Below are 20,631 nucleotides of genomic sequence, written 5' to 3'. Positions count from 1 at the left end.
GGATAGAACAATGCGGTTGATCTTCCTCGGTCCTCCCGGGGTTGGAAAAGGGACGCAAGCGGAGAAATTATCGAAAGAGTATCGAATCCCTCACATCGCCACGGGCGATATGCTCAGAACGGCGATGGCCAAGAAAACACCGGTCGGCATGGAAGCCAAATCCTATATCGATGCCGGCAAGCTGGTCCCGGATGATGTGATTATCAACCTGGTTGCGGAGCGGTTGAAGGAGCCGGATACGTCGGCCGGATATATCCTGGATGGTTTTCCAAGGACGATCAAGCAAGCCGAGGCGCTGTCGAAGATTTTAAAAGAGAACCGCCAGGGGATCGATCGGGTCCTCTATTTTGATTTGAATGAAGAGGAGTTGGTCAAGCGGATTGCCGGAAGACGAAGCTGTCCCGCTTGCCAGAAGGTTTATCATACCTCTTTTAATCCCCCCCCTCAGGAGGGGATCTGCAGTTGTGGAACCGCTTTGGTTCAAAGGAAGGATGATCGTCCTGAAACAGTCAAAGCGCGTCTTGTCGTTTATCGAAATGAGACGTCGCCGCTGATTCAACACTATCGAGAGCAGGGCCTCTTGTCGCAGATCGACGCCGACGCCGGCGTGGACGACGTCACCGGTCGGGTCAAAGAGGCGGTTCTTGGGAAGAAGTCATCCTGATGGGCCAAAGCAATCCGGTTGACCCAAAGGGAAGAAAATGATTATTTTAAAGTCTAAAGAAGAGGTCGCCAAGATCGCAAAAGCGAGCCGGATCGTCGCAGAGTCGCTTGAGGCAGTAAGAGCGTATCTGAAGCCGGGGATGACGACTAAAGAACTCGACCTCTTCGTCGAAAGACAGATTCGAGAGCGGGGAGGGACGCCGGCTTTCAAAGGTTACCGCAACTATCCGGCGACCCTTTGTATCTCCGTCAACGAGGAAGTGGTACATGGAATCCCCTCTCCCGATAAGGTCATTAAAGAAGGGGACATTGTCGGCCTCGATCTCGGCGCGATTTACGAGGGTTTTTATGGGGATTCTGCGGTCACAGTTGCCGTCGGAGAGGTGAAGCCGGAAGCAAAGCGGCTGATTCAGGTCACCGAAGAATCTCTCCGCGCAGGCATCGCGCAGGCGCGTGAGGGGAGCCGGTTGTCGGATATTTCCCACGCGGTTCAATCGCATGTGGAGCAAGCCGGTTTTTCGGTCGTCACCGATTTTGTCGGTCATGGAATTGGACGCGCTTTGCATGAGGAGCCTCAAATCCCTAATTTCGGCCCCCCCGGTCGAGGGCCGCGGCTGAGAGAAGGAATGGTTTTGGCGATCGAGCCGATGGTCAATATGGGGAAGGCCGCCGTTCGGGTTTTGGACGACCGCTGGACGGCGGTGACGGCGGACGGGAGCCTTTCCGCTCACTTTGAGCATACGATCGCGGTGACGAAAGAGGGGCCGGTCATCCTAAGCAAATTGTAACGGGGGGATGCCTCGCAAAGCGTTTGATGCATTTCAGAGATCGATAGATTGGGAAAAAATAATATGGCGAAAGAGGATGTCATTGAAGTGCAAGGGACCATCGTGGAGACATTGCCGAACGCCATGTTTAGGGTGGAGCTTGAAAACGGCCATCGCGTTCTTGCTCATATTTCCGGAAAGATGAGGATGCATTACATCAAGATCCTCCCGGGAGACAAGGTCACGCTGGAGCTCTCTCCATACGATCTGACCCGTGGGCGGATCACGTACCGCTTTAGCAAATAAGGAGTTTAGATGAAAGTTCGGTCATCGGTCAAGGCGATCTGCGCCAAGTGTAAAATTATCAAGAGAAAAGGGGTGATCCGCGTGATCTGCGAGAACCCCCGCCACAAGCAACGGCAAGGCTAGTTTAAATGACGAGGAGATTTCATGGCTAGAATCGCAGGCGTTGATTTGCCGAGGGATAAAAGGATCGAGATCGGTCTGACGTATATCTACGGAATCGGACGGTCCATCTCTCAAAAGATTTTAAAAGAGACGAACGTCAGTCCGGACATCCGTGTGAAGGATCTCAAGGAAGACGAGGTCATCCGGCTTCGCGAGGCGATTGAGCGAGGCGTCCGGGTGGAAGGGGATCTTCGCCGCGAAGTCTCGATGAGCATCAAGCGTTTGATGGATATCGGTTGTTACCGAGGGCTGCGTCATCGTCGGGGCCTGCCTGTTCGCGGTCAGCGGACACGGACGAACGCAAGAACCCGAAAGGGCCGGAAGAAACAGACGGTTGGCGCCAAGCGAAAAGAGACGAAGTAATTCATCAGCGAAAGGGTTGTGAATGGTTGCAAAAAAAGGTGCGAAGAAAAAAGAAAAGCGGAACGTTCAGACGGGGGTGGCCCATATTCAGGCCTCATTCAATAATACGCTTGTGACCATCACCGACATGGCGGGGAATGTGATCGTCTGGTCGAGCGCCGGGAGCCAAGGGTTTAAGGGCTCGCGGAAGAGCACCCCGTTCGCCGCGCAGAGGGCGGCTGAAATCGCGGCCAAGAAGGCGATGGAGAACGGGATGAAGCAGGTCGATGTCTATGTGAAGGGCCCCGGCTCTGGCCGCGAATCGGCCATTCGGGCGCTTCAGGTCGCAGGGTTGAAGATCAACCTGATCAAGGATGTGACCCCGATCCCGCATAACGGCTGCCGTCCCCCCAAGAGAAGAAGAGTTTAGGGATACCGTATTCGTGAATCGTTAAACGTAAAGACACGGAATAACGATTAACGACGAACGAGTAACGAACAACAGGAGGTGTTTGCTTGGCTAGATATGTCGGTCCAGTATGTCGGCTTTGTCGAAGGGAAGGGACCAAGTTGTTTTTAAAAGGAACCCGTTGTTTTTCCGAGAAGTGTGCGATCGATCGGCGAAGTTATCCGCCGGGCCAGCATGGACAGGCTCGGCCGCGCGCCTCCGAATACAGCGCACAGTTGCGGGAGAAGCAGAAGCTGAAGCGGATTTACGGCCTTCTGGAGCGTCAGTTCAGGCAATATTTCTTCAAAGCGGAACGAAAGAAGGGAATCACCGGAGAGAACCTGCTCAGGTTGTTGGAATCGAGACTCGACAATGTGGTCTACCGCCTTGGTTTTGCTTCTTCACGGAAGCAGGGCCGCATGCTGATCAGACAGAATCATTTCATCGTCAATGGAAAAGGGGTCAATATTCCTTCTTTCCTGGTCAGTCTCAATGATGCGATCGAGGTGAAAGAGGGGAGCCGCGCTCTTGTCGCTATTCAGGCCGCGCTTGAGGGGATTGGAACCCGCGGCGTCCCTTCCTGGCTGGAGCTCGATCAGAACCAGATGAAGGGGACCGTAAAGTCGCATCCGAGCAAGGAAGAGATCGCGCTTCCTGTCAACGAGCAGCTGGTTGTTGAGCTTTATTCCAGATAAAGACATTGAGCTATTCGGGCATCGGAGCAATGTCTTCGATCGTCCGGTCGCTCCCACTCAAAACGGGTGAGGATCTTATGATTATTAGAACAAAAGATTTTCAGATACCAAAGAAGCTTGAAGTCGAAAAAGAAACGCTCACAAAAACGTATGGAAAATTCTTTGCCGAGCCGTTCGAGCGTGGATTCGGCAGCACCATCGGAAACTCCCTCCGGCGCGTTCTCCTTTCATCCATAGCAGGGGCCGCGGTCACGTCGATTAAAATCGAGGGGGTCCTGCACGAGTTCTCGACGATTCCGGGGGTGAAAGAGGATGTCACCGATATCATTTTGAATGTCAAAAATCTCCGTTTGAAGATCCATACCGATAAACCGAAGGTGATCCATATTAAGAAAAAAGGGGCGGGCGAGGTTTTGGCGAAGGATATTATCCACGACGCCGACGTTGAAATCCTGACCCCCGACCTTCATATCGCGACATTGGACAAAGACGGGAATCTCGATATGGAATTGGTCGTCAAGGTGGGCCGAGGCTATGTTCCTTCGGAGCGGAACAAAGAGGAAGGGATGCCGATCGGTGTGATCCCGATTGACGCTATTTTCTCGCCGATCCGCAAAGTGAATTTCATCGTCGAGAACGCGCGCGTCGGCCGCGTGACCGATTATGACAAGCTGGTCATGGAGATTTGGACGGACGGCAGTGTGAAGCCGGACGACGTGCTCGGTTTTTCCGCAAAGATTTTGAAGGACCATTTGAATATCTTCATCAACTTTGAGGAGCTCGAGCAGCCGGTCGAGCAAGAGCGGGATGAGGTCAAGGAGTTCAACAAGAATCTTCTCCGAAGCGTGCACGAGCTGGAACTCTCCGTCCGCGCCGCCAATTGTCTAAAAAATGCCAATATCCGGACCATCGCCGATTTGGTTCAACGGTCCGAATCGGAGATGCTGAAAACGAAAAATTTCGGCAGAAAATCATTGAACGAAATTAAGGAAATTCTCTCTGAGATGGGATTGTCCCTTGGGATGAAACTGGAGGGGCATTCCGCCGAGGTCGGTAAAGAAGGATAACAAAATAATACGATTGGGAAAGGAAGTGCGAAATGCGTCATCGTAAGGCAGGTCGTCCCCTCGGAAGGAACAGCGCTCATCGAAGGGCACTCTTTCGAAATCTGGTCACCTCTTTTTTGAGGCACGAGCGGATCGAGACTACGGAAGCCAAGGCAAAGGAGATTCGTTCCATTGCCGATAAGATGATCTCCTTGGGAAAACGAGGAGACCTTCATGCAAGGAGAATGGCCGCGGCTTATATTCTCGATCAAGATGTGGTTTTCTCCCTTTTCTCGGAAGTGGCCCCCCGTTTTCAAAATAAAAACGGCGGGTACACGCGCCTAATCAAGACCCGGGTCCGGCACGGCGACGGCGCTCCGATGGTCATCCTGGAATTGACGGAGGCCAAAAAGGTCGAGAAAGCGCCTAAGAAGGAACGTAAGCAGAAGAAAGAAAAAGAGGCCGGCACGGAAGAAACCGCCTCCGCGCCAGCCTCATAGTTCGTCCAATCATTTTTCAGTCGTTTACTTTTTTGCCTCTTCTTTCGCCGCGGGTTTTGCTTCCGCCGCCGCCGTGCTTGCCGCTGCCAGCTTTGCATCAACCGCGCTGAGAATGACGTCGGCGGGAAGCCCCGCCTTTTCCGTGTTCGGATCAGCGTCAACCCACGCCCGCTTGGCATCATCGTGAATTTCGAACTTCCGCTCCACGAGCACCTTGACGACCCGGGGCTTGCTGGCCAGCATCTTTGCCTCTTCTTCTAATTTTTTGGCGGCTTCCGCCGATTCTTTGCCGTCCTTTTCGGACTGTTTCGCTTCCTCTAATAATGTTTTTGCCTCGTCTCCGCTTTTTCCCTTTGCCTCTTCCATTTTTGCTTTCGCATCGCCGAGAAAGAATTCGGCTTCTTCCGCTTTCTTCTTCGCTTCTCTTGCCTTGAAGCTGGCCGCTTCGGTGATGGTGATCGTGTATGTATCACGATAATGCGACTCTTTCACCGGTTTGGCGGAGAAGATCTTAAAGTAGCGGAAAGTGGGGGTTGTGATTTTTCCGGTGTCTTTGTTTGCAGACATTTTACCGTGCGGATGATCGGAGAGCCCTTTCTCCGTCAAGACTTCTACCACTTTATCCCAAACCTGGTCGTACGGTAACGAATAGGTCTTTTCAGCGGGTCCTTTCGGCGCCGGTTTTGCCGCGTCCTGGGCGTGGACGGCCTGAATAAACAACGGGTGAACCAAAAACAGGAACCATAGGAAGATGTTTAATTTTTTTCTCATCCTTTCCTCCAGGTAATTGGCGGTATCGATATTTCTAGCGTTTTTACCAGTGCGTGTCAAGAGAAATCGATGGAATGAAACCGGTTATGTGGTCTGTTTTCAACCTTTATTGTACAATGTGAACAGCGCCGTTGTCATCCGGTTGTTGGAAGATTGAACCGGGAGCCTTGTCTCTGTATCGTCGGGAGATTTCTGCGCAATCGGAAGACGTTTTGGAATATCGACCCGGTATATTTTGGCCTGGATGTTCGCTTCAAAGCGATCTTCTCGGGTGATGAATTGCGTTTATTCATGGGATGTTGCAATCAATTTTTCAACGGGTTTTCATAGATGAAGCAAGAAACACGCCGAATTGGACATTTGCTTTACTCGCATTTTCTTTTGTGTTATATTTAGACCGTGTTGACGCTAAAGATACAATCGAAGCAAGTTTTGCTTATGCTCATCATGACCTTCCTCCTATTTTTGTCTTTTGCGCTTGTCTCCGGTATGAAAAAAAGGAATTTGCTCGTCTTTTTTAATGATATCGGCGGAAAGGCGGATGTAAAGATCGGTCAATTCTCGGTTGTTCAGTCGCACGAGGGGGTGAAAAATTGGGAGTTGAGGGCGGATCGCGCCGAGATATTCGAGAAAGACCAAAAAGCATTGCTTGAAAAAGTCGCTGTGACGATTCAGACCCCTCAGGGGGTCCAATTATCTCTGGATGGAGACTCGGGAACGATCAATACGCGGACAAAAGATTTTTACCTGGAGAAGAAAGAGGGGCCGATGGTGCTCCGGTTGAGCAACGGTTACACCGTTGAGACGCCGGCATTGTCTTGGCTCAACGATCAGAAGATGATTGTCGCCGAGGGACCCGCCCGCATCACCGGCCCTCAAATCGAGATCAACGGGGACGAATTACACGTTGCGCCGGAAAACCAAGAGGTCACCGTCTCGGGTCATGTTCAGGCGCTGGTTCATTAAATATATTCTTTCTCCTCTCCTCCTTATCGAACTCCTCGGGGGGGGCGGTTTTACCGTCGCCGGTGAGATACCGGTTAGAAATAATCCTCAGGAACCCATCTCCATTACCTCCAATAAAATGACGATTAAAAGTCTGGAAGACAAAATTATCTTCGAGGGAGAGGTCTTCATCAAAAAGGGCGATTTGACGATTAAGGCGGATCACGCGGAAGTTTTTATGTCCGAGTCCTCTTCTTTATTGATCGATCCTTCGGCCCAAGAGAAGCGGGAAGTCTCTCGAATCGAGACCTCCGGCAACGTCGACATTCGGCAGGGCGAAAAGCATGCGAAGGCCGAGAAGGGCGTCTATGACCAAAAGAAAGAGACCATTACCCTCACCGGGGATGCCGAAGCTTGGGAAAAAGAGTACCGTGTCAAGGGGAAGGTGATTACCCTTTTTATCGCGGAGAATCGGAGCCTGGTCGAGGGAAGCCAGGTGATTATTCATTCCGGGGTAAGCGATTTGAATTTAGGAAAAAAATAAACTTTCCGGAAGAGAGATGCTCGAAGCAACGGAACTCGAAAAAAAATATCAGGGCCGCAAGGTTGTCCGGAATGTCAATATCCGGGTGGGCGCCGGGGAAATCGTCGGATTGCTCGGTCCGAACGGCGCCGGAAAGACAACGACCTTTTATATGATCGTCGGTCTGACCCCTCCGGACCATGGGGATATCTTTCTGAACGGGGAGCGGATGACCGGGATGCCGATGTATCTTCGGGCCCGCAAGGGGATCAGCTATCTTCCTCAGGAACCGTCGATCTTCAGAAAGTTGACGGTTGAAGAGAACATCATGGCGATTCTTGAAACGCTCGATCTCTCTCCGTCCGAGCGGCGGTCCCGTCTGGAAGCGCTTCTCGGAGAATTGAACATTTCACATTTGGCGAAGAACAAGGCGTTCACCCTCTCCGGAGGGGAGCGGCGCCGTCTTGAAATCACACGGGCCTTGGTGATCTCGCCCCAATTCATCCTCCTGGACGAACCGTTTGCCGGAATCGACCCGATCGTCGTCATGGAGATTCAAAAGATCATTTTTCAACTCAAAAAGCGCGGGATCGGGGTCCTCATCACCGATCATAATGTTCAAGAGACGCTCGAAATTACCGATCGATCCTATATCATCTATGAAGGGGAAATCCTCGTTTCCGGGACCTCTTCCGAGATCGCCAGCAGTCCGCAAGCGCGGGAGATTTACCTCGGCGATCGTTTCCATTGGCAGGATCGAAACGCGACGTCTCTTCAATCGTAACGTAGGCTTGTAGGGGTTCGGATATGTCTTGGTCAGAGAGTGGGATGCGAGCCAGACTCGATCTAAAGATGACGCAGAAGCTGATCATGACGCCTCAGCTGCAGCAGGCCATCAAGCTTCTCCAGCTTTCAAGACTCGAGTTGACCCAAACCATTAATCAAGAGATGCTGGAAAATCCCCTTCTTGAAGATACGGCCTCCGATTCCCCAGAAGAGGAAACCGCTTCTGCGACCTTGGACGGAGAGACCGAGAAGAGAGAAGAAGAATCGTCCGAGAGGTCGGATGAACTCGACCTCAAGTGGGAAGATTATTATACGGATGATGATCGCGGAGACGAGGGGGGAAGCTACTCGGCCGCCTCTTCGGAAGAGCGGCCGTCGTATGAGCAGACCCTTACGAAGGCGGCTTCTCTGGTGGATCATCTCCTTTGGCAGTTGGGACTCTCCTCGGTGACGGAGAAAGAGAAGGAGATCGGGACGGTTCTCGTCGGCAATATAGACGATAACGGTTATCTCGGCGCTTCACTTGAGGAAATCGCGCAGACGGTCTCGAGCCCGGTCGAATCGGTCGAAAAAGTCTTAAAAGTGATCCAGGGGTTTGATCCGACCGGCGTCGGCGCCAGAGACTTGAAAGAGTGCCTTCTCATCCAGACCGCTCAGTTGGGGTTGTCCGGCTCCCTGGTTGACGCGGTGATCAGGGATCATTTGGAAGATCTGGAGAAGAAGCGCTATCAGAATATCGCAAAATGCTGCAATGTCACCCTCCAAGAGGTGTTGCATGCCTCGAAGGTGATCGAGCATCTGGAGCCGAAGCCGGGCCGTCCCTTCTCTTCGTCGGAAAACCTCCACATCATCCCGGATGTTTTCGTCGTCAAATCGGAAGGGAAATATGTGGTCCTCTTGAATGACGACGGTCTTCCCAAGTTGAAGATCAGCCCTTTTTACCGCAGTCTCCTCCGATCGAAGGAGACCGTTGCCGAGACGACAAAGACCTATCTTGAAGAAAAATTCCGTTCGGCCCTGTGGCTTGTCCGCAGCATCGAACAGAGAAACCGAACGATCCAGCTGGTGGCCGAGAGTATCGTTAATTTTCAATACGAGTTTATGGAGAAGGGGATCAGTTGTTTGAAGCCGCTGATCCTCAAGCAGGTGGCGGATGACATCTCGATGCATGAATCGACGGTGAGCCGCGTAACCACCAATAAATATATGTTTACCCCGCAAGGTATTTTCGAATTGAAATTCTTCTTCAACAGCAGCCTCCCTCGCGTCGGGAACGGCGCAGAAAACCTCTCTTCAATCGCCGTTCGAGAGATGATCCGGAAGATGGTCTCGGAGGAAGATCCGGTCCGTCCCTTAAAGGATCAGGAAATTGTAGAGCGCCTCAAGCAAAATGATGTGGACATTGCAAGGCGGACGGTGACAAAGTATCGGGCCTGGCTCAAGATTCCGCCCGCGAGCCGGCGGAAAAGACCTTTTTAAACGATCCAACGGAAATATCCCATTTGTACCGACCGTCGCAAGGAGGATCAATGGAAGTCTTGATCACCGGAAGACAGATGGAGGTCACCCCCGCGTTAAAGGAGTATATTGAAGGCCGCGCGCGGAAAATTGAAAAGTATTCCTCCAAAACCACACAGATCGCGTTTACGCTTAAGGTAGAAAAGTACCGTCACATTGCAGAGGTGTTGGTTCGCGCGAACGGATTCCTCTTGCAGGCCGAAGAAGAGACCGACGAGATGTACGTCTCGGTCGATCAAGCCATGAGCAAAATCGAAAGACAATTTAAAAAATATAAGGAAAAACTGACCAATCACCGGGTTCGGCAGGAAGCGGTTTCGGGAGAGCCCCAACCGGAAGCCGAACCGTCCATTCCGACGATCCATAAGAAGAAGGTTTTCCCCGTGAAGGCGATGCGCTTGGATGAGGCGGCTTTACAAATGGAGCTGCTTGGAAAAGATTTTTTTCTGTTCGGAAATCACGAAAATCACCGGATCAATGTTCTCTACAAACGGAAAGATGGAACACTCGGGCTGATCGAGCCGATTTATTAACGTAAGAGCTTTTAAAGCGCCATTGGTTTCCGGCGTTTCGCCCTATGCCTGCAGCTAAAAATGTACGCCTGGTTGTCATTAGCGGCCTTTCGGGTTCCGGAAAAAGTTATGTCATCAAGTACTTTGAGGATCTCGGTTTTTTCTGTATCGATAACCTCCCGCCCCCCCTTCTTCCGAAATTTGTAGAGCTGTGCAACCAATCGCGAAGCCATATTACAAAGGCGGCGCTCGGCATTGATATCCGAGAGCGGGATTTCCTAGGCCATTTTCTGAATATCTTCGATCAGTTGAAGGAAGAGGGGTACCAGATGGAACTCCTTTTCCTCGAGGCGAATGACGAGGTGCTCGTGCGGCGATTTTCGGAGACCCGCCGTCCGCATCCGTTGGCTCGGGACGGTTCGGTGATCGACGGCATTCGGCTGGAGCGCGAAAAGCTGAGCGACCTGAGAAAGCGGGCCGATAAAATTTTGGACACCTCCAATTATCATGTTCACCAGCTCAAAGAGGTGATCACCCAATATTATTTGGAGAAAGGAGAGAACAACCATTTGAATATCTCCTTGATCTCCTTCGGCTATAAATTCGGAATTCCGTATGATCTGGATCTCCTGTTCGACGTCCGCTTTCTCAGCAACCCCAACTTTGAAAGGGACTTAAAGCCGCTCACCGGGGAGCATCCCCGCGTCCAAAGCTACGTTACCTCCCAGCCGGAGGCGAAGATATTTCTGGAGAAACTGTACGGCTTTCTCGATTTCCTTCTCCCGCTTTACGAGAAGGAGGGAAAAAGTTATCTGACGATCGGGATCGGATGCACCGGCGGAAGACACCGATCCGTCTCGATCGTCAATTTATTACGGGAGCATCTCCAGTCGAGGGGATTGCAGGTTCATTGGCGCCATCGGGATTTGGGACAGCCGGGGTAAAAATGTCGAGTTACGTAGTGGCGATTTCGGGGGCGAGCGGGGCGATCTACGGGGTGCGGCTCCTCGAGTATCTGTTGAAGGAAAAATACAAGGTCTATTTGACTGTTTCCCATGAGGCGCGGTTGATCATTCGGGAGGAGCTCGGATTGGAGTGGGGCGCCCATTTCGAAGAGACTGACGAAATCCTAAAAAAGAAATATGCCGGTGATGATCTTATTTATTGTAATGAGAAGGATATGACGGCGCCGATCGCCAGCGGATCGGTTCCCACGCAAGGGATGATCATCGCCCCTTGTTCGATGAAGACGTTGGCGGCGATTGCGCACGGATTCTCTTCGAACTTAATTGAACGCGCGGCCGACGTTACCCTCAAGGAGCGGCGGCCGCTCCTGCTCATTCCGCGGGAAACCCCCCTCAACCAGGTTCATCTGAGGAATATGTTGATGCTTTCCGAGATGGGGGCCACCCTCATTCCCGCGATGCCGGCCTTCTACAATCATCCCCGATCGATCGACGATATGGTCAACTTTATCGTGGGACGCGCGCTGGATGGGCTGAAGATTGAGAACCGAATCTATCAACGATGGAAGGAATCATGAAAGTGAATTTCTATGGAAGGCTCTTTCTTCTGGTGATCCCGGTTTTATTTCTTCTTTCCTGCGAATCGGGGCCCGAAGTCGCACCGCATGCGGACTGGGCCGATGTCACCCTCCATGCGGTCGGCATCGGGCAGATCCAAGGAGAGTGGTCGCTTTCGGACAGGATCCAAGCGGTGCAAGACGCCAAGGTCGATGCTTACGCAAAACTCGAATCACAAATCATGATGCTGCAGATCGATTCAAAAAAAACGATTTCCGAATTGGTCGCGAAAGACGAGCAGATCGGCAAGAAAATCGCTTCTTTTGTAAGGGGAGCCAGAATCGTTCGGACCGACAACAGAGAGAACGGCGTTGAGATTCTGACCGAGCTCTTCTTGGGAGAGAACTTTAAAGCGACGATCGGTCTTGCCGAGAGAAAGCCGAGACCGGTTCCAAGAGGGAATACACCCGAATCGTCCCGATTCTAAATTGAGGTAAGAAGTGTGGCTGATCGAAAGCGGCTCCTTTTACCGCGACTCAATCTAGAAATCCTTCAGCCCGAAACCCTCTTCTTCCTTGCGGAGGATTCGTCGACCGACGGATCTACCCTGGACTTAATCGCAAAATATTTTCTTACGACGGAATCGCTCATCCGGAAGATCTTTCAGCATCCGAATGTCTGGAAAGCCACGCTCAATTACGTCCGCATGTTTGGAGATTACGCTCAAGAGCCGTGGCTCGCGTCCAAACGAAAAGAGACGGACATGGACGCGATGTCCGAACCGGAGTTCGTGAACTTGTTTCAACAAGTTCAACAGATGAAGGTGTCTGAAAAAATTCAATTGGCACTCAAGGGGAACAAAGAAGCAAGAGCCCTCCTATTAAAGGATTCGAATAAACAAGTCATCCTGGCCGTCCTCAACAGCCCCAGACTGACGGAACAAGAAGTGGAATCGATTGCGCAATCGAAAAATGTGTCGGAGGATATTCTGCGTGTCGTTGCGAACAACCGGAACTGGATGAAGAATTACGGGATTATCGTCGGTCTCGTAAACAATCCCAAAACGCCCGTGGGGCTCTCCCTCGGTTTCATCAAAAACCTCAAACCCAAAGAGCTCAATAATCTCGCGAAAAACAAGGGCGTTCCAGAAGTCATCCGGAGCTCCGCCGGAAAGTTTCTTCAGATGAAGCGAGCGGGGAAATAGTCGATCGGCCTGCTCCCAATCCATTAAAGAAATTTTCCTCTTTCTTGATCGCCTGTCCTGATACGATTTTAAAGTTATCCACTTTTCGGTTAAAATTTCCACTTTCCTTGACAAACGTCAAATACTAAGTATACTTACTATCGTCAAATTGCATGGCGGGATACTTGAGGAATTTGGGGATGCTTCATAAGAATAACGGGAAATACAAAACGAAAGATATCTGCGCGCTGTTTGATATTTCGAAGGCGACGCTGTTCCGCTGGGAAAGCGAAGGACGGATCTCCAACGTGGGGCGGGACTGGAGAAACTGGCGGCTCTACTCCGACCAGAATATCAAGGAAATTAAGAAGATCATCTCTCGCCGTTCCGGCCATTCCAATAAACAGGGATTTTCAAAGAAAGGTTGAGGTGCGGATTCTGATGGAACTTTCTCTCCCCTTTTCCCGTAAAAAAGAGCTCATCGGACTGGACATCGGCTCCGGCGCGATCAAACTGGTCCAGGTGAAAGAGACGAGCAAGGGTTACCAGCTTCAGAAGTTCGGCGTCAAATCGCTCGATTCCGAATTGATCGTCGATGGAACGATTATGGATGCGGGTCGCGTCGTCTCCGTCATCAAGGAGCTTCTGGAGGAGCAGGCGGTCAAAGTAAAAGATGTCGCCGTCTCCGTCTCAGGACATTCAGTGATCGTGAAGAAGATCAGTCTTCCGATGATGACGGAGGAAGAGCTGGAAGAATCGATCAAATGGGAAGCGGAGCAATACATTCCATTTGATATTAACGACGTGAACATCGACTTTCATATTCTTGGAACGGGAGACAATCAGGAATCGAAAGAGCAGATGTCCGTTTTGTTGGTGGCGGTCAAGAAGGACAAACTGACCGAATACACCACCTTGGTGACGGAGGCGGGCCTCAATCCGGTCATCGTCGACGTCGACGCGTTTACCATCGAGAACATGTTCGGCGTGAATTATGATGCGAGGGAAGGGGAGATCGTGGCGCTCGTCAATATCGGCGCCAGCGTGATGAACATCAACATCCTGAAGGGCGGCACCTTCGCCTTCACGCGCGACATTTCCATCGGAGGAAATCGGTACAACGAGACGATTCAGAGAGAGTTCAACGTCAGCTACGAACAGGCCGAGAAAGCAAAGCGGAACGAGCCGGTCGAAGGAATCGATCCACAGGCCCTTTCTTCCATCATCAATAATCTGAACGCGGAAATTTCTTCGGAGGTGATCCGATCGTTCGACTATTTCAAAACGACCTCTACCAATGAAAACATCGACCGCATTGTTCTCAGCGGAGGCGCCTCCAAAATTCCCGATCTGTTGCCCCAGCTCGCGGAAAAATCGGGTGTCCCCGTTGAAATGGCGGACCCCTTTAAAAAGGTGGATATTCCCAAAAAAGTATTCGACCCGGAGTACATCCAGGAGATGGCGCCATTGGCCGCGGTCGGAATGGGCTTGGCGATTCGAAAAATTGGGGATCGATAATCAATGATCAAGATCAATTTACTTCCGACGCAAAAAGCGAAGAAGGGAAAGAAGAAGGTCGAGATCCAATCGCAGCTGATCCTTGCTTCCGGCGTGTTGTCCGTTCTTTTCCTGATCCTCGGATACGGCTGGATTACGCTCAATGAGAGAGTCGACAATCTGACGGCCGAGAAGACAAAACTGACGACGGAATTGGGAGTGCTTAAGACAAAAGTAAAAGAAGTGGAAAATTACGAGAAAGACAAGAAGGCGGTTGAGGAGAAAATCCACATCATCGAGCAGCTCCGTAAAAATCAGTCGATTCCCGTCCTTCTCCTGGATCAAATCAGCCGGAGCCTTCCGGAGAAAGTCTGGTTGGTGAACGTCAATGAGCAGAACGGCGTGATCGACCTGGAGGGGAGGGCCACCACAAACAGCGAAATCGTCGATTTCATCAATAATCTAAAGCGGTCTGCTCTTTTCAAAGATGTGCAGATTCTCGAGTCAAGACAGGGAATGGAAGGGGCCGTTTCCATTTATACATTCAGGCTCAAATGGTCTCTGACATAAAACAATAAGGGGCGGCCGGGCGGCATTATGGCATTGAATCTGGAAAAACTGAAGAACCTCACCAATACCCAAAAGTTTGTCTCTCTCGTTCTCGTCATCGTGATCATCTCCGGGGCGTTTGTTTGGTTTGTCTTTATACCGAAGAGCGGTGAGATCTCCACCCTCAACGGGGAAATCGCAGCGTTGAATAACGACATCAATATTCATCGAATCAAGGTGAAGCGCCTTGATGAACTCATCGCGGAGAATCGACAGCTTCAACTTCAACTGGCTGCTCTAAAAGAGCAGCTTCCCCCGGAGGCGGAGGTTGAAATTCTCTTGAAGCAGGTGTCCGACTTGGGGGGGAGGACCGGCCTTGATTTTAAATTGTGGCGGCCTGCCGAGAAAAAGCCCAGCGCGTCGGGACTCTACGTCGAAATTCCTGTGAATGTGGAAGTGGCCGGAGCATACCATGCGCTCGGCGTCTTCTTCGATAAAATCAGCAAATTGCCTCGGATTATTAATGTGTCGAATATTCGGATGGGGAGCTCCAAGCTGGAACAAAATAAGGTTTTGATCCAGACCAGTTTCTCCGCCACGGCATTTGCTTCTGTTGAAGGGGATCCATGATCAGGAAACAATATCTTTTAAAAAGCGGGATGCTCTTCCTCGTGGCGCTCTTTTTCGGATGCGGAGAGACGGCGCCGCCGGTTGCCTCAAAACCGGCGCCGACGGCGGCGGCGAAGGTTGTGCCGGCGATTCCGGTTGTACCGGCCCTCTCGGCGGAAGAGGTCGTTTCCCCGGAAGACCCCGTCAAGAAAGAGGATCCGATTGCGCTGTTTCAATACAATCCGGAAGGGAGGCGTGATCCATTCAAATCCATCATCATCGCCACCGGAAAGCGGAGCGCCTCGGAGAATCTTCCCCCTCTGCAGCGGAAGGAGCTGTCTGAAATGAAGTTGATCGGCATTGTTTGGGGAGGGTTTGGACACGGCGCCGTCATCCAGACGCAGGATGGAAAGGGATATCCCGTCCGAAAGGGAACCCGGATTGGGATGAACAACGGCGTGATCAGCCGAATTACAAACAAAGAAGTGGTGATTGAAGAAAAATACCTCGACATCTTTGGTGAGACCAAGGTGAGGAATGTTGTGATGGAACTTCATCCCCAAAAGGAGGGGCTAGAATGATCGGGCAGAACAGATTTGTTTTCGTGATTGCATTCCTAATATTGACCCAATCCTGTTCTCCGAAGGCCTCTCAGGTGATGACACAACCCTCATCCCCAAAGGAAATCGTCGATATCCGCGTCGTTTCAGAGTCCGAGAAGACCCAAGTGGTCGTGGAAGGCCAGCAACCGATGATTTATACGACCTTTCATTTGACCGATCCTTATCGTCTGATTGTGGATATGGCGGGGGTGAGTCTTGGAAAATTTACGGAAAAGATCGATGTCAATCAAGGGGGGGTCCGCTCGATTCTCCCCGTGTCGGGGGATGGAAATCAGGTCGGACGCCTTGAAATCGAGGTGGATGAATCTGTCGAGACGAATGTGAGGACGGAAGGGACCAATCTCATCGTCGAAGCGGCTCATCCGGCGTCGAAACCGGCTGAACCGGTCGTGGAGAAACCGGTGGAACCGATCCTTGCGTTCACCGAGGAGCCCAAGCCGGTCCTTCCTCCGCCGATCAAGGAGGAGAGAAATCTCTCTCCAGCGAAGATCGTCAAGTCGGTCCGGTTCGATCGGAAGGAAGATCTCCAGTTGGTGATCACCTTAGATGGACAGCCTTCGCCGAACGTTTTCCTTCTCGATCCGAAGCGTCTCGTAATCGATCTTCCCGATGTAAAAATGGCTTCGAAAATAAAGACCCTCCCGGTAAAGGACCACGCCGTCAAACAGGCTCGAATCGGCGTTCATTCAGACAAGGTGCGGCTCGTCCTTGATTTGAATGCGCCGGTTGTCTACTCGCTGCAACAAGCCGGCCCCCAACTGCGCGTTCATTTAAAAGATGCTTCCGAGGCCGCTTCCTCGTCCAAGACAGAAGAGCCTGCAAATTCTTCTGTGCCGGAGGATGTCTCCGCGGCCCCTGCAACAGCGGTCATCGTTCCTCCGGTTGTTCCGATGCCTGAGGCGGCTGTTCCTAATATGGAAGTGGCCGCTCTGGTCGATCCTTCCGTCGATATGACGGAGAGTACTGAGGTGGCGGCGGCACCGGCGTCGGCGCCGATTATCGATACGAAGGCGGTGGAAAAGCCTTCTCTGGAGGCTCCCAAAATGGAGGCTCCGGCGGAACGGGTGGCCGATAAGGCGGATATCATCCTTGAAAATGGGGAGGTGTCTGAAGAGCCTAAGAAAAGCGCAGAAACCGGATCGGTCACTCCTCCCAAATATGTGGGGAGGAGAATTTCTCTCGACTTTCAGGATGCCGATCTCGCCAATGTCATCCGACTGATCGCGGATGTCAGCAACCTGAACATCGTTCTCGGAGAAGATGTAAAGGGAAAAGTGACATTGAAATTAATCAATGTCCCCTGGGACCAGGCGCTCGACATCATCCTGAGGATGAACAGTTTCGGCCAAATCCGCGAAGGGAATATCATTCGGATCGCCACCTTGTCTAATATTGCGCAACAGCAAGACGAAGAGGCCCGCGCCAAAGAGACCAAGATCAAGGCGGAGGACCTCCAGACGCGAATTATCTATGTGAACTACGGAAAGGCGGCCGATCTCGTCGATTCCCTCAGAAAGCTTCTCTCGACACGAGGAGATATCACTGTCGATGGCCGAACGAATGCGCTGATTGTGAAAGATATCGAAAAAAATCTCGATGAGGTTGCCCGGCTTGTCAAGACGATCGATACACAAACCCCTCAGGTGGTCATCGAAGCGCGGATTGTTCAGGTGTCGCCAACTTTCAACAGAAGCCTTGGAATTCAGTGGGGCGCTTCCACCCAAACCGTCTCCGGCGGAAATATCATCGGTTTGCGTGGGGGAGGCGGGGGGCCGGGGGCCATCTTCGGCACGCCGGATCCATCCTTTGCGGTCAACCTTCCGTCCGCCCAAAATTTCGGAGGTCTTGGATTTTCGTTCGGCCGGTTTACCGATAACCCGATTAATCTCGATCTTCGACTCTCGGCCGGAGAATCACAGGGGTTGACGCGGGTCGTCTCGACGCCGAAGGTGTCGGTCTTAAACAATCAGGAGGCGAAAATCGAGCAGGGCGAGTCGATCCCCTTTTCGACCACCTCCCAGGCCGGAACTCAAACCACCTTTGTCGATGCAAACCTCACCCTTCTAGTCACCCCGCATATTTCTTCGGATGGAGGGATTATGATGAAAATCAAGGTGACCAAGAATGCTCCCGGCGAGACCCGGTTCGGCGCATCCGGCCCGAGTATTCTCAAGAAGGAAGCGACCACGAATGTACTTGTAAAAGATGGGGAGACAACCGTCATCGGCGGTATTTATGAGACCACGAAGAGCGATTCGATCAACGGAATCCCCTATCTGATGGATATCCCATTCCTGGGATGGCTTTTCAAAACGACGACGAAGCGGGAAGATACTTCTGAGCTTTTGGTCTTCTTGACCCCCAGGATTTTAAAATAGCTTGATCTGAGTGATTTAGATCGGTAAGTTGTATGGATGAAGAATATCGTGTTGCTCGGGTTTATGGGGACTGGGAAGAGCGCGGTCGGAAGGCGATTGGCGACGGCGTTCCACTATCAGTTCATCGATACGGATCAAGTGATCGAGGAAAAGACCCATAAACGGGTTGCCGAGATTTTCTCCGAGCAAGGAGAGGAAACGTTCCGGCGGCTGGAATCGGAAGCAGTTTTCGATCTGGCGGAACGGACCGGTTGTGTGATTTCAACCGGAGGAGGGATCGTCCTCGATTCAAAAAATCTTGATTTGCTTCAAAAGAATGGTATTCTCGTCCTCCTGCGGTGCCGTCCGGAAGTTATTTTCAAAAGGGTCCAAAAGCGAGCAGGCCAACGGCCACTTTTACAGAAGGCCGATCCGCTGGCAGAGATCAAACGGCTCCTGGCGGAACGGGAGCCATTTTATCGGAGAGCCGACATTACTTTGGACACCTCCGATATGAATTTGGATGATGTTGTTCAACAGATTAAGAGAAAGGTCTTGGAGATTGAAGGTCGAGAAAGTACGGCTTAGTTTGGGCGCAAACAGTTATGATGTCGTCATCGGAACCGGGGTCAGGAATCGGTTGGGTCCGTATCTGAGAGCCCTTTCGTTGGGGGAAAAAGTGGCGGTGGTCACCAATCCGGCCATTGATCGTCTCTACGGCGCCGGCATCCGAAGAAGCCTCCAGGCCGCTCGCTTCGTTCCAAAGACGATTCGAATCCGGGACGGAGAGCGGTATAAGAATCTGACGGAGATCGAGCGGATTTACGACCAATTGATTCTTCATCGATTCGAGCGGGGATCGACACTCGTCGCGTTAGGCGGAGGGGTGATCGGGGACATGGCCGGTTTTGCGGCGGCGACATTCCTTCGCGGCATTCCATTCGTTCAGGTTCCGACCACGGTGGTGGCGCAGGTTGATGCGAGCATCGGCGGGAAGACCGGCGTCGATCACCCTCGCGGAAAGAATTTGATCGGCGCTTTTCATCAGCCGAAGCTGGTCTGCGTCGATCCGGGCGTGCTTGGAACCTTGCCCCGGCGGGAGTTCATCGCGGGACTGGCGGAGGTCGTCAAGTACGGGGTCATCATGGACGCCGCATTTTTTAAATATCTTGAAGAGAATGCAGCGGCGATTCTGGCGATGGATTCTAAAAAACTCTTTCACTGCATTAAAAGGTCGGCGGCGCTGAAGGCGAAGGTCGTGTCGGCCGACGAACGGGAATCGGGGCTGAGAAAAATCTTAAATTATGGCCATACGCTTGGACATGCCGTTGAGACATTAACCGGCTACCGAAAGTATAAACACGGCGAAGCGGTCGCCATTGGGATGGCCTCGGCGGCCAAACTCTCCTACCGGCTCGGCCTGACGGATTGGCAGACGGTTCAACGACAAATTTCGCTCTTACGGACGTTTCACCTTCCGACCGAGTTGCCTAAATTAGACCCCGGAAGTATACTTGAGACCATGGAAAGGGACAAAAAAGTGGCCGGTGGAGAAATCTTTTTTGTCTTGCCGGAAAAAATTGGCGTGATCGGGATCGTCCCGGTCGACCGAAAGGTTTTGAAAGCGTTTTTGAGCGCGTAGAAATGAGGTGAAGTCAATCGTGAGGTATATCCAAATGAGAAGACAAGCGGCTTCAGTCCTTTTACTCTCCTTGATCTTATTCGTTTCGGGGTGTGGCGGCGATGCAAAAGCGCCATTTGATGCTACAGTAACCGGACCGGAAGACGACGATTTTACGGTTAGTGGTGCTGCGGCGCCTTCCATCGTATTGCCACTTGAGTTTCAAGTGAGAGATGTTTCCGGGACCGTTGCGCTGCCCGATGTAGAGATTGAGCTATTTGCGGGAGGGGGGGGGATTCTGACCGACATTGACGGAAATCCATTGGATCCCAATAACCCGACTTATTTTAAAACAAAAACGGACGATCGCGGTTTAACCCGTACCGCTTTCCTTATTTCACTTCCAGGCTGCGGAGCTGAAAGCGTTGTTATGACGGGGTCGGTGACAGCAACCGTCGGGTCTGCAGCTGCATTGTGGACAGGAACATTCACGATTGAAGAGTGTTAAATGACATTGAATTGACGAGCCGGAGCGTCATTTTGGACCTTAATGATGTTTTAATTCCTGATATCAGCATACGGTGATCTTTCCGGGTTCCAGCCCATTGAAAGGTTCTAATTGATTGTCCCCCCATCAAGCAAACTCACTTCTGTTAATTAACATTCCCCTCCCCTGATTGTTGTC

The 20,631-nt window shown here is 51.7% G+C and carries 28 protein-coding genes; 27 read left to right on the top strand and 1 reads right to left on the bottom strand.

Going from position 1 to position 20,631, the window contains the following annotated elements; translation table 11 throughout:
* The first annotated feature begins 10 nt into the window (after window positions 1-10).
* The 9 genes from MNODULE_RS09960 to rplQ all read left to right on the top strand — a co-directional run bounded on the left by MNODULE_RS09960 (window position 11) and on the right by rplQ (window position 4,929).
* Window positions 11-664 (top strand): adenylate kinase, encoded by a 654-nt coding sequence (locus tag MNODULE_RS09960; RefSeq protein WP_168059390.1) that lies wholly within the window; start codon window positions 11-13, stop codon window positions 662-664.
* 37 nt (window positions 665-701) lie between these two features.
* Window positions 702-1,451 (top strand): type I methionyl aminopeptidase, encoded by a 750-nt coding sequence (gene map / locus MNODULE_RS09955; RefSeq protein WP_168059389.1) that lies wholly within the window; start codon window positions 702-704, stop codon window positions 1,449-1,451.
* A gap of 63 nt (window positions 1,452-1,514) precedes the next feature.
* Window positions 1,515-1,736 carry a translation initiation factor IF-1 gene (gene infA, locus MNODULE_RS09950; RefSeq protein ID WP_168059388.1) on the top strand — a complete coding sequence of 74 codons (222 nt, stop codon included), beginning with the start codon at window positions 1,515-1,517 and terminating at the stop codon, window positions 1,734-1,736.
* Window positions 1,737-1,745: 9 nt separating this feature from the next.
* The gene (rpmJ, locus tag MNODULE_RS09945; RefSeq protein WP_168059387.1) at window positions 1,746-1,859 is read left to right on the top strand and encodes a 50S ribosomal protein L36; all 114 of its coding nucleotides are present in this window, start codon (window positions 1,746-1,748) and stop codon (window positions 1,857-1,859) included.
* 21 nt (window positions 1,860-1,880) lie between these two features.
* Window positions 1,881-2,261: a 30S ribosomal protein S13 gene (rpsM, locus tag MNODULE_RS09940; protein WP_168059386.1), complete on the top strand. Its 381-nt coding sequence runs from the start codon at window positions 1,881-1,883 to the stop codon at window positions 2,259-2,261.
* Window positions 2,262-2,283: 22 nt separating this feature from the next.
* Complete coding sequence (gene rpsK / locus MNODULE_RS09935) at window positions 2,284-2,670, top strand: 30S ribosomal protein S11 (protein ID WP_168059385.1); 387 nt, start codon at window positions 2,284-2,286, stop codon at window positions 2,668-2,670.
* 86 nt (window positions 2,671-2,756) lie between these two features.
* Entirely contained in the window at window positions 2,757-3,383 is a 627-nt protein-coding gene (gene rpsD, locus MNODULE_RS09930) for a 30S ribosomal protein S4 (protein ID WP_168059384.1), read from the top strand.
* Window positions 3,384-3,460: 77 nt separating this feature from the next.
* Window positions 3,461-4,450, top strand: coding sequence for a DNA-directed RNA polymerase subunit alpha (locus MNODULE_RS09925; protein ID WP_168059383.1), 990 nt, complete (start codon window positions 3,461-3,463; stop codon window positions 4,448-4,450).
* A 32-nt stretch (window positions 4,451-4,482) separates the two neighbouring features.
* A complete protein-coding gene (gene rplQ, locus MNODULE_RS09920) occupies window positions 4,483-4,929 on the top strand; it encodes a 50S ribosomal protein L17 (RefSeq protein WP_168059382.1) in 447 nt (148 codons plus the stop codon).
* Window positions 4,930-4,953: 24 nt separating this feature from the next.
* Here the strand turns inward: rplQ and MNODULE_RS09915 are convergent, their stop codons facing one another.
* On the bottom strand, window positions 4,954-5,700 hold the full coding sequence (locus MNODULE_RS09915) for a hypothetical protein (RefSeq protein ID WP_168059381.1): 747 nt from the start codon (window positions 5,698-5,700) through the stop codon (window positions 4,954-4,956).
* Between the two features lie 438 nt (window positions 5,701-6,138).
* On the opposite strand from MNODULE_RS09915, the gene lptC reads away from it, so the two are divergent.
* The 18 genes from lptC (at window position 6,139) to MNODULE_RS09825 (ending at window position 20,454) form a co-directional block, all read left to right on the top strand.
* Window positions 6,139-6,666: an LPS export ABC transporter periplasmic protein LptC gene (lptC, locus tag MNODULE_RS09910; protein ID WP_272953269.1), complete on the top strand. Its 528-nt coding sequence runs from the start codon at window positions 6,139-6,141 to the stop codon at window positions 6,664-6,666.
* On the top strand, window positions 6,644-7,189 hold the full coding sequence (locus MNODULE_RS09905; protein WP_272953257.1) for an LptA/OstA family protein: 546 nt from the start codon (window positions 6,644-6,646) through the stop codon (window positions 7,187-7,189). Before lptC ends, MNODULE_RS09905 begins: the two co-directional genes overlap by 23 nt.
* Window positions 7,190-7,205: 16 nt before the next feature.
* Window positions 7,206-7,952, top strand: coding sequence for an LPS export ABC transporter ATP-binding protein (gene lptB / locus MNODULE_RS09900; RefSeq protein WP_168059378.1), 747 nt, complete (start codon window positions 7,206-7,208; stop codon window positions 7,950-7,952).
* A 44-nt stretch (window positions 7,953-7,996) separates the two neighbouring features.
* Window positions 7,997-9,433: an RNA polymerase factor sigma-54 gene (rpoN, locus tag MNODULE_RS09895; RefSeq protein ID WP_168059377.1), complete on the top strand. Its 1,437-nt coding sequence runs from the start codon at window positions 7,997-7,999 to the stop codon at window positions 9,431-9,433.
* A gap of 50 nt (window positions 9,434-9,483) precedes the next feature.
* The gene (gene hpf, locus MNODULE_RS24680) at window positions 9,484-10,005 is read left to right on the top strand and encodes a ribosome hibernation-promoting factor, HPF/YfiA family (protein WP_168059376.1); all 522 of its coding nucleotides are present in this window, start codon (window positions 9,484-9,486) and stop codon (window positions 10,003-10,005) included.
* A gap of 44 nt (window positions 10,006-10,049) precedes the next feature.
* On the top strand, window positions 10,050-10,928 hold the full coding sequence (gene rapZ, locus MNODULE_RS09885; protein ID WP_168059375.1) for an RNase adapter RapZ: 879 nt from the start codon (window positions 10,050-10,052) through the stop codon (window positions 10,926-10,928).
* A 2-nt stretch (window positions 10,929-10,930) separates the two neighbouring features.
* Window positions 10,931-11,527 (top strand): UbiX family flavin prenyltransferase, encoded by a 597-nt coding sequence (locus MNODULE_RS09880; RefSeq protein WP_168059374.1) that lies wholly within the window; start codon window positions 10,931-10,933, stop codon window positions 11,525-11,527.
* Window positions 11,524-11,994, top strand: coding sequence for a hypothetical protein (locus tag MNODULE_RS09875; RefSeq protein ID WP_168059373.1), 471 nt, complete (start codon window positions 11,524-11,526; stop codon window positions 11,992-11,994). The genes MNODULE_RS09880 and MNODULE_RS09875 overlap by 4 nt, the downstream gene beginning before the upstream one ends.
* A gap of 15 nt (window positions 11,995-12,009) precedes the next feature.
* On the top strand, window positions 12,010-12,711 hold the full coding sequence (locus MNODULE_RS09870) for a hypothetical protein (protein WP_168059372.1): 702 nt from the start codon (window positions 12,010-12,012) through the stop codon (window positions 12,709-12,711).
* 179 nt (window positions 12,712-12,890) lie between these two features.
* A complete protein-coding gene (locus tag MNODULE_RS09865; RefSeq protein WP_168059371.1) occupies window positions 12,891-13,118 on the top strand; it encodes a MerR family transcriptional regulator in 228 nt (75 codons plus the stop codon).
* 13 nt (window positions 13,119-13,131) lie between these two features.
* On the top strand, window positions 13,132-14,208 hold the full coding sequence (pilM, locus tag MNODULE_RS09860) for a type IV pilus assembly protein PilM (RefSeq protein WP_168059370.1): 1,077 nt from the start codon (window positions 13,132-13,134) through the stop codon (window positions 14,206-14,208).
* A gap of 3 nt (window positions 14,209-14,211) precedes the next feature.
* Window positions 14,212-14,757 (top strand): PilN domain-containing protein, encoded by a 546-nt coding sequence (locus tag MNODULE_RS09855; protein WP_168059369.1) that lies wholly within the window; start codon window positions 14,212-14,214, stop codon window positions 14,755-14,757.
* 27 nt (window positions 14,758-14,784) lie between these two features.
* Window positions 14,785-15,366, top strand: coding sequence for a type IV pilus inner membrane component PilO (locus MNODULE_RS09850; RefSeq protein WP_168059368.1), 582 nt, complete (start codon window positions 14,785-14,787; stop codon window positions 15,364-15,366).
* Window positions 15,363-15,926 (top strand): pilus assembly protein PilP, encoded by a 564-nt coding sequence (locus tag MNODULE_RS09845; RefSeq protein ID WP_168059367.1) that lies wholly within the window; start codon window positions 15,363-15,365, stop codon window positions 15,924-15,926. Before MNODULE_RS09850 ends, MNODULE_RS09845 begins: the two co-directional genes overlap by 4 nt.
* Before the next feature lie 77 nt (window positions 15,927-16,003).
* Window positions 16,004-18,346 carry a type IV pilus secretin PilQ gene (locus MNODULE_RS09840; RefSeq protein ID WP_238339510.1) on the top strand — a complete coding sequence of 781 codons (2,343 nt, stop codon included), beginning with the start codon at window positions 16,004-16,006 and terminating at the stop codon, window positions 18,344-18,346.
* 36 nt (window positions 18,347-18,382) lie between these two features.
* Entirely contained in the window at window positions 18,383-18,913 is a 531-nt protein-coding gene (locus tag MNODULE_RS09835) for a shikimate kinase (RefSeq protein ID WP_168059365.1), read from the top strand.
* Window positions 18,888-19,967, top strand: coding sequence for a 3-dehydroquinate synthase (gene aroB, locus MNODULE_RS09830; protein ID WP_238339429.1), 1,080 nt, complete (start codon window positions 18,888-18,890; stop codon window positions 19,965-19,967). The genes MNODULE_RS09835 and aroB overlap by 26 nt, the downstream gene beginning before the upstream one ends.
* A gap of 34 nt (window positions 19,968-20,001) precedes the next feature.
* A complete protein-coding gene (locus MNODULE_RS09825; RefSeq protein ID WP_168059364.1) occupies window positions 20,002-20,454 on the top strand; it encodes a hypothetical protein in 453 nt (150 codons plus the stop codon).
* Window positions 20,455-20,631: the final 177 nt, after the last annotated feature.

Origin of the sequence: Candidatus Manganitrophus noduliformans (assembly GCF_012184425.1) — a bacterium.
In the GTDB taxonomy this organism is placed as follows: Bacteria; Nitrospirota; Nitrospiria; order SBBL01; family Manganitrophaceae; genus Manganitrophus; species Manganitrophus noduliformans.
Note: the sequence above shows the minus strand (reverse complement) of the source record. Positions and strands in the feature narration are given on the sequence as shown.